Raw genomic sequence first — 495 nt, 5'->3', positions numbered from 1 at the left:
GCATCGGTCGGTGTTGATGGACGGGCTGCAGGCGCTGGCCGCGGGTGATCAGGCACCGGGGGTGGTGACCGGGATCGTCGGGTCCGGTCGGCTGGCGGTGGTGTTTTCCGGGCAGGGTAGCCAGCGGGTCGGGATGGGCCAGGGCCTGTATGAGGCGTATCCGGTATTCGCTGAGGCGTTCGATCAGGTCTGCGCATACTTCGACCAACACCTCGAGCGGCCGTTGCGGGAAGTGGTCGCGGGCGAGCCGCAGCTGCTGGACCAGACGATGTACACCCAGGCGGGGCTGTTCGCGGTGCAGGTGGCGTTGTACCGGTTGGTTGGCTCGTGGGGGGTGGTTCCGCAGTATCTGGCCGGACACTCGATCGGTGAGTTGAGCGCGGCGCATGTGGCCGGGGTGTGGGACCTGCCCGATGCGGTGGCGGTGGTAGCCGCGCGGGGCAGGTTGATGCAGGCGCTACCTGCGGGTGGAGCCATGGTGGCGTTGACCGCCAG

The 495-nt window shown here is 68.5% G+C and carries 1 protein-coding gene; it reads left to right on the top strand.

Features of this window, described 5'->3' with window-relative positions; translation table 11 throughout:
• On the top strand, positions 1–495 hold a 495-nt coding region (locus ACLQ22_RS31915), incomplete at both ends, for an acyltransferase domain-containing protein (protein WP_425695587.1).

It is taken from the genome of Micromonospora sp. DT178, from assembly GCF_049841695.1.
Lineage (GTDB): Bacteria > Actinomycetota > Actinomycetes > Mycobacteriales > Micromonosporaceae > Micromonospora.
Note: the sequence above shows the minus strand (reverse complement) of the source record. Positions and strands in the feature narration are given on the sequence as shown.